At 63.4% G+C, this 6259-nt stretch carries 8 protein-coding genes and 4 pseudogenes; 3 read left to right on the forward strand and 9 right to left on the reverse strand.

The window, feature by feature from the left end; all coding sequences use genetic code 11:
• Both AZG88_RS54090 and AZG88_RS55700 read right to left on the reverse strand, forming a co-directional pair.
• On the reverse strand, positions 1 to 104 hold a 104-nt coding region (locus tag AZG88_RS54090), incomplete at its 3' end, for an NAD(P)-binding domain-containing protein (RefSeq protein WP_442971748.1).
• A 148-nt stretch (positions 105 to 252) separates the two neighbouring features.
• Positions 253 to 459, reverse strand: a pseudogene (locus tag AZG88_RS55700) (hypothetical protein); the annotation flags it as partial.
• A gap of 43 nt (positions 460 to 502) precedes the next feature.
• On the opposite strand from AZG88_RS55700, the pseudogene AZG88_RS55705 reads away from it, so the two are divergent.
• Positions 503 to 631, forward strand: a pseudogene (locus tag AZG88_RS55705) (IS256 family transposase); the annotation flags it as partial.
• A 115-nt stretch (positions 632 to 746) separates the two neighbouring features.
• On the opposite strand, the gene AZG88_RS24880 reads toward AZG88_RS55705, so the two are convergent.
• The 6 genes and pseudogenes from AZG88_RS24880 to AZG88_RS55710 all read right to left on the reverse strand — a co-directional run.
• Complete coding sequence (locus tag AZG88_RS24880) at positions 747 to 2072, reverse strand: NtaA/DmoA family FMN-dependent monooxygenase (protein ID WP_061699500.1); 1326 nt, start codon at positions 2070 to 2072, stop codon at positions 747 to 749.
• Positions 2073 to 2207: 135 nt separating this feature from the next.
• Positions 2208 to 2396, reverse strand: coding sequence for a hypothetical protein (locus AZG88_RS24885; RefSeq protein WP_061699501.1), 189 nt, complete (start codon positions 2394 to 2396; stop codon positions 2208 to 2210).
• An 84-nt stretch (positions 2397 to 2480) separates the two neighbouring features.
• A complete protein-coding gene (locus tag AZG88_RS24890; RefSeq protein ID WP_061699502.1) occupies positions 2481 to 3242 on the reverse strand; it encodes an SDR family NAD(P)-dependent oxidoreductase in 762 nt (253 codons plus the stop codon).
• 116 nt (positions 3243 to 3358) lie between these two features.
• On the reverse strand, positions 3359 to 4066 hold the full coding sequence (locus AZG88_RS24895) for an NADPH-dependent F420 reductase (protein WP_061699503.1): 708 nt from the start codon (positions 4064 to 4066) through the stop codon (positions 3359 to 3361).
• Positions 4067 to 4097: 31 nt separating this feature from the next.
• Positions 4098 to 4562 (reverse strand): SbtR family transcriptional regulator, encoded by a 465-nt coding sequence (locus AZG88_RS24900; RefSeq protein ID WP_231914179.1) that lies wholly within the window; start codon positions 4560 to 4562, stop codon positions 4098 to 4100.
• A gap of 45 nt (positions 4563 to 4607) precedes the next feature.
• Positions 4608 to 4685 (reverse strand): annotated as a pseudogene (locus tag AZG88_RS55710) (TetR/AcrR family transcriptional regulator); the annotation flags it as partial.
• A gap of 338 nt (positions 4686 to 5023) precedes the next feature.
• Here AZG88_RS55710 and AZG88_RS52850 point away from each other — a divergent pair.
• Positions 5024 to 5287, forward strand: a complete 264-nt coding sequence (locus tag AZG88_RS52850) for a hypothetical protein (RefSeq protein WP_061699504.1) — start codon at positions 5024 to 5026, stop codon at positions 5285 to 5287.
• 60 nt (positions 5288 to 5347) lie between these two features.
• Positions 5348 to 5729, forward strand: a pseudogene (locus tag AZG88_RS55715) (LLM class flavin-dependent oxidoreductase); the annotation flags it as partial.
• Positions 5730 to 6001: 272 nt separating this feature from the next.
• Here AZG88_RS55715 and AZG88_RS54100 read toward each other — a convergent pair.
• On the reverse strand, positions 6002 to 6259 hold a 258-nt coding region (locus AZG88_RS54100), incomplete at its 5' end, for a hypothetical protein (RefSeq protein ID WP_231914180.1).

Raw genomic sequence — 6259 nt, forward strand, 5'->3', positions numbered from 1 at the left:
TCGGGTGTCCGAGAGTTCGAGACGCGCACGTCGTGACCGAGCGCAGTCAGCCTGCGTGTAAGAGTGCCACCGATCTGACCGGCTCCGATGATTCCGATGCGCATGTTCTTGTGCTCCTTCGCCGAGTGCCGCGATACTTCGCGACTGCTGCAAGCGTCAACAACCGACACCGTCGGATAGTTCCGCATGGGCACATTCAGCTCGACCTGATTCAAATGCTTGACAGTTCGGCACGGACGGCTAAATTCCGGGTCAAGTCCCAGCGGGTGGTGTACGACGTCGTCGCGCAACTTCTCCTCGTTGGTGAGTCCAGGCAGTCAAGGCCGGTCTCACCTCCTCTGTGGGCTCGCTAGTGCTGTCGGTGGGCTTGGCGTTGAGGGAGCGGGCCAGCACGTTCAGGCCGAGATCGCGGCGTCCTTCGGTCCATTCATCGTGTTGTTCGGTCTGGACCGCCGGGACGTGGCCTCGACGTCGGCTGCGGTGAAGACGCCTACGCGCTCTGGTGGGGCTGGCCATCGTGAGCCTCGATCCCACAGGCACCGCTCGCCAACGGCGGTCCAACCGCTGGAAGGCGGCACTGAATGCCTTCGAGATCACCTTCGACGGACGCCTGTCCGCCGGGCGAAAGTAGCCACAAATCAACCAGTTACACCGTTATCTGGACAGACCCAACCTAGCGCCGATATTTCCCGCGCCGATAGTGCCTATCTCATGTAGATAACCTCCCAGATGATGTTTGATTGAAGTCACCGCGTGACGCGCGGATCGACTCCATATTGGGCCGGTGCGCCGAGGTGTTCTCGGAGGGTAGCGCCGTCATATTCCCGGTGGAACAGCCCGCGCTCCTGGAGGATCGGCACCACGCCATCAACGAAGGCGTCAAGCCCATCCTGGTATATGTCCGGCGACACCCAGAAGCCGTCAACAGCGTCTGCCTCGAACCATTCCTGCATGTGGTCAGCGGCGTCGGCGGCCGGTCCGACGATGACGGGGTGGTAATCGATCACACCGTGCGCGAGCACGTCGCGGACCGTCCAGCCTTCACGCGCGATCTTAAGTGCATGGACCGAGCGCGGGTCGGCCGGTGATGGCCGCGCCTTGGACAACTGCTCCGGCGGTAGTGGCTCGTCGAGCCGCGCAGGATCGAGGCGCAGGCCGAGCATCCGTCCAAGATAGGACGCGCGCTGAGGAAATGTTCGTCCGCTCAAAGTGATTCGGCGATCGAGACCTTCCCGCCTATCGCTCGCGATCGTCGTCATCAGGCCGGCAAAGAATTTGAGCTCGTCCGGGTTCCGCCCGGCGCGTTCGGCCGCTTCACGAAACGCGGCGCGCTGCGCACGCGCATCGTCGATCGTGAAAGCCGCGCCGATGACGCCACTGGCGTAGCGGCCGGCGAGATCGAGGGCGTTCGGACTGCCTCCGGCGTGGAAGATGACGGGTTGCCCCTGCTCGGAAGGAGGAATGTACAGCGGCCCGCGCGAGGCGACGAAATTGCCGCCCATATTGATGGGAGCGATCTGCTCGGCGTTCGCGAAGCGGCCCGTCGCCTTATCGTGCACCCATGCAGCCTTTCCCCAGCTGCCCCAAAGGGCTTGTACCAGCTGGACCGTCTCATGCGCCCTCCCGTAGCGTTCGGAGCTGGACGGCAGTCGTGCGCCATAATTCGCCGCGACGTCCTCGCCGCTCGATGTGACGGCGTTCCAACCGGTCCGTCCATGACTCATGACATCCAGCGCCTTGAACTGTCGCGCGAGGTTGAACGGCTCGTTAAAGGTGGTCGAGCCGGTCGCGACGAGGCCGATCCGGCTCGTTTCGCGGGCAACAGCTGCCAACGTAACCATGACGTCGAGATTGAAGTTAGGCGGCTCATTCTCAATGTCGCCGACGTGACTGGGACCGTCCGGCAGGAACAGGAACTGGAGCTTTCCACGCTCGGCCGCTTGGGCATGCCGAACCTTCGCGTCGAAACTCGCATAGCTCGTGGGGTCGACCGCCGGGGCGCGCCAGGCACCAGGCAGGTTGCCGTACCCGTTGCCCAGATGCATGCCGATAATCATTTGTCTGGTCATCATGTCCTCTTTCCGTGCGCAGATCCGAGCTGTTCGCGCTGTCGGCTGCGCGCTATACGGAGATACTCTCCGTTTCGAATCCAATGTTTGGCGTTGGCCGTTTCCTTCGACTCGTTACTCCGAGCGTCGGTTGTCGACCTATTCGCCGAGAAAGTCCGGGAAAAGCAGAAACGCAAACTCGCCACGCTCGGCGGCCCGGGCGTAGCGGACCTGGGCGTCGAAGCTGGTGTAGTTGGCGTCGACGCCGGGGGCGCGCCAGGCCGAACTCTGCGAGCCGTACCCGCTACCGGTGTGCAACCCCAGGATCATCTGCTTCTTGCTTGTCATGTTTATCGGCTTTCGGAGTTCGGGTGGCCGCTTGGCCATGCGCGGAGGTGCACTACCCGAAGGGGGGCGCACCTCCGCCTCGCCTCAGTGGGCGACGTAGCCGCCGTCGATGATCAGTTCTTCGCCGGTGACGAATTTCGCCTCGTCAGATGCGAGATACAGGATGCCGTAGGCGATGTCGGACGATTCGCCGATGTGCGGTGGCAGAACCGAGTTCACGGGGTCCGCAGCCTCCTCCTTGGTGATGCCGTAGTTCTTGATGAGGCTTGTGTAGATCGGGCCGGGGTGAACCGAGTTCACACGGATGCTGTCGGCAGCGAAGTAGTTCGCCGCGTGCTTGGTCAGGGACCGGACTGCGCCTTTCGAGGCAGAATAGGCAGCGCCGCCGCCGTCGGCTGGCCCGGAGATGATGGCCGCGAGCGACGAGACGTTCACGATCGCGCCACGCCCTGCGGCCTGCATGACGGGAATGACGTTTTTCATACCGAGCCAGGTGCCTGTCGCATTGATCGCAAGAACCTTGTTCCACTCGTCGAGTTCAGTATCAAGAAGGCCCTTGGGGAGGGCGATCCCGGCGTTGTTGACCAGGATGTCGATAGTTCCCCATAAAGCGGTGACGTCGGCGATGACCCGTTTCCAGTCCTCGGGTGAACTGACGTCGAGCATGTGCGCGATCACCTCTGTTCCCGAGGCGGAAATCTCTTCGACGGCGCGGCCGAGTGCGTCCTGCGATACATCGGTGACGACGACTTTGGCTCCCTCGGCAGCAAAAATATGCGCCGTGGCGAGTCCGATACCGCTGGCAGCTCCGGTGATGACGGCGACCTTGCTGTTCAGGCGTGGCATTTATTGTTCCATTCGTGTTGTTTCAGCGGGGATTGCCGCGGGTCCTTGTCTCATCGGGTGACGGCATACACCGCACGTTCGCGGCCCGTACCCTCCTGGAGGTCGGTTCTTATGCGTCAGAACTGTCGCGCCCCGACATCAGGGCGATGCGAGGCAGCAAGCAGCGTGCGCAGACGGTCTGCCGAAACGGGGGCCCCGGGGTCGGCGAGGTAATCGTTTTTGAGTCCGTCTGCGCTGGCGGCGTAGATCGGCGTGTAGGCACCGGACTCCGGTTCGAAGCGCCACGACTCGGCGAGCGTCCCGGCGTCGACCGTGTCGAATCCAAGCGCGTTCACGATGTCGGAGACGCGCGCCTTGGCTGCGGTGTCGTCTCCGGCGACCGGCAGTGCTGTGCGCGGGAGGGAGTTGGCGAGGTTCGGGATGTGGTGGAAGAGGATGTTGTTGAATGCTTTGACGATGAGCGTGTCCGGGAGGAGGGTTTGCTCGTACTCGGCGGTGGTGCTCTCGAGGGTGTCCAGTTGCTCGATGCGACCGTCCCGGTGGGGGTAGTAATTACCCGTGGAGAGGATCGTCTTTCCCGCGAAGGCGTCTATGGGCAGGTTCGGGTAAGCGGCTAGCGGTACGGCCAGGACCGGGATGTCGCCGAACTCCGCTGCCGCACGGACCTCGCCGGCCTGTGCCCGGGGGCCGAGCTCGTCGATCAAGTCCGTGAGCGACTCAGGTCCCCGCGAATTCGCGATCAAGACTTCGTAGTCGGCCGCGATAGCCAACCGAGCGATCGCTGCTCCGATCGATCCGCTGCCAATGATTCCAATGCGCTTCATGTTGCTCTCCTTGCTGATGATGGATTAGTACTCACGCCCGCACGAGGCGTGATCGTCTCGGCACTACCTTTTGTCGGCGGCGCCTGACGGGGGATCTGTGTGTGGGCAACTCCCACCCGTTTCTGGTGAGAGCGGCCAGGGCCGCGGCAGATTCGTCGTCAGCCAAATCCGCACCCCGCACCCAGCTGGTGGCCAAAGTGGCAAGGAAAAGGTCCCGGCCCTTGACCTCGCTGCGGGCGCTTCCCTCGCCCTGGGCGGCCTGGAGGAACTCCTCGATCATCGTGACGAATCCCTGGCATGTCACAGCCAGCGGGGACGGGCTGGCCGTCGTTGCAGCTCGCAGCGGCTCGGGCAGACCATCGAATGCGCCAGCCCATTCGGTGAGCACGTCGAGCCAGCCGTCGAGCGCGGCGGCGGCGTTCGCCGACCGGGTACGGAGTTCGTCACGTCGGGACAGCAGAGCCTTGTCACGCGCGGCGAGCAACTCGGCGAGCAACGCTTCCCGGTTAGGGAAATGCCGGTATAGGGTGCCCGCGCCGACGCCGGCCTGTTTTGCGATCGCATCGAGCGAACCGCTGACGCCGTGTTCCGAGAAATACTGCTCGGCGATGTCGAGGATGTGGCCCGGTTACGTCGGGCATCAGCCCGCGGGGCACGAACCCTGCTCGTCACGATCTCACGCACTACTGCGGTTACCTCACTTTGCCAAACGGGGAGTGTCTCCGTATCTCTTCTTCCTAAGAGGAGACTATCTCCTTTTAGCCTACGTGTCATCTCCGACGGATCGACACATTCGCCGACGAAGGTTGTGCCCGTCGACCCCACCAGCACATCCCGGCCGGCGACCACGAGCTGGTCCTCTTCGAAGTCATCGACCACCAACGCTACGACGATACGGCCCCGTTGACCTATTACAACCGCCACGTCGACGCTATCCACCACGGACGAAAGTAGGCAATGTCCCGGAAACAGATTCACCTTGCCACCACAAGCGGCAATGTTCTGGGCGCCAGCCCATACGCGTGGCTCGACCCTCAGGTCGACCCCACCGACTACGTCAACATTCACGCCGTGATGCGCTACGCTCAGGCCGCCGAACGCGGCAAGTTCGATTTCATCTTCCTCGGTGACTTCCTCGCCCAAAACCCAGCGCAGCGAGGCACACTCGCCGAACCAGACCCTCGAGCCAACCGTCGTGGCCACCGCCATCGCGCTGGCTGAGCGATCGGTGTAGTCAACACCGTCAGCGCCACATTCGAAGAGCCATACAATATCGCTCGCGTGCTGAAGTCCCTCGACGTCGTCTCCGGCGGACGCATGGGCTGGAACGCCGTGACCACCTCAGCCCCTCAGGCTGCCGCAAACTTCGGGCGCAGAATCGATGACCGCGATACTCGCTATGCCCGGGCCGACGAAGTCATCCAGATCGTCCAGGCACTATGGGGCAGCTGGGAAGAAGACGCCTGACGAGATCCCGCCATCCAAGCAGGGCCAGCCAGTCATGGCTCACGCTGGCGCCAGCCCGCACAGCCACGCCCACGCCGGCCGCTATGCCGACATCCTTGTCAGCGAGGTCTTCACTATTGACGACGCCCGGCGCCAGCGCGAGTCGGTGCGCCAAGCCGCGAAATCCGCTGGCCGCAGCCCCGATGACATCAAGTTCTTCCCCGGGGTGATGCCCACCATCGCCGCGACCTACGCAGCGGCGCTGACTCAGCGCGGAAAGCTGGTCGAGCCCGACATTGTCCAGCACGTGCACTACCTCGGCCAGCTCATCGGCCCGCCGCTGGGGCCAAGCGACCTCAACGCCCCATTGAGCGCAGATCAGCTGTCCATTGCGCACACCACCCCCGGCGACCCACAATCGTTGAGAGCACTCGAGGTCGCCAAGGAAGGCTGGACCGTGCGCGAGGTGCTCCACCACGCCGTCATCGACTACCATCCGCTCCCATCGGCTCGCCCGAGGTCGTCGCCGACCACATGCAGGAACGGTTTGAGGCCGGCGCCGCCGACGGATTCCTCGTCATCCCCGGCGTTCTCGCCTATGGCATGGACGCTTTCGCCGATGGAGTCATCCCCATCCTGCAGCAGCGCGGCCTGTTCCGTACCGAGTACGAAGGCGAGACCCTGCGCGAGAATCTGGGCATCGGTCACCAGTACGGCCTGCGCCGGTCCTAGCCTGCCGCTTTCATG

Origin of the sequence: Rhodococcus sp. LB1 (assembly GCF_001583455.1) — a bacterium.
Lineage (GTDB): Bacteria > Actinomycetota > Actinomycetes > Mycobacteriales > Mycobacteriaceae > Rhodococcus_F > Rhodococcus_F opacus.

Excerpts from the sequence above, each read along its gene's own strand:
- AZG88_RS24880 (WP_061699500.1), bottom strand. The coding sequence starts at position 2,072 with ATGATGACCAGACAAATGATTATCGGCATGCATCTGGGCAACGGGTAC.
- AZG88_RS24885 (WP_061699501.1), bottom strand. The coding sequence starts at position 2,396 with ATGACAAGCAAGAAGCAGATGATCCTGGGGTTGCACACCGGTAGCGGG.
- AZG88_RS24890 (WP_061699502.1), bottom strand. The coding sequence starts at position 3,242 with ATGCCACGCCTGAACAGCAAGGTCGCCGTCATCACCGGAGCTGCCAGC.
- AZG88_RS24895 (WP_061699503.1), bottom strand. The coding sequence starts at position 4,066 with ATGAAGCGCATTGGAATCATTGGCAGCGGATCGATCGGAGCAGCGATC.
- AZG88_RS52850 (WP_061699504.1), top strand. The coding sequence starts at position 5,024 with ATGTCCCGGAAACAGATTCACCTTGCCACCACAAGCGGCAATGTTCTG.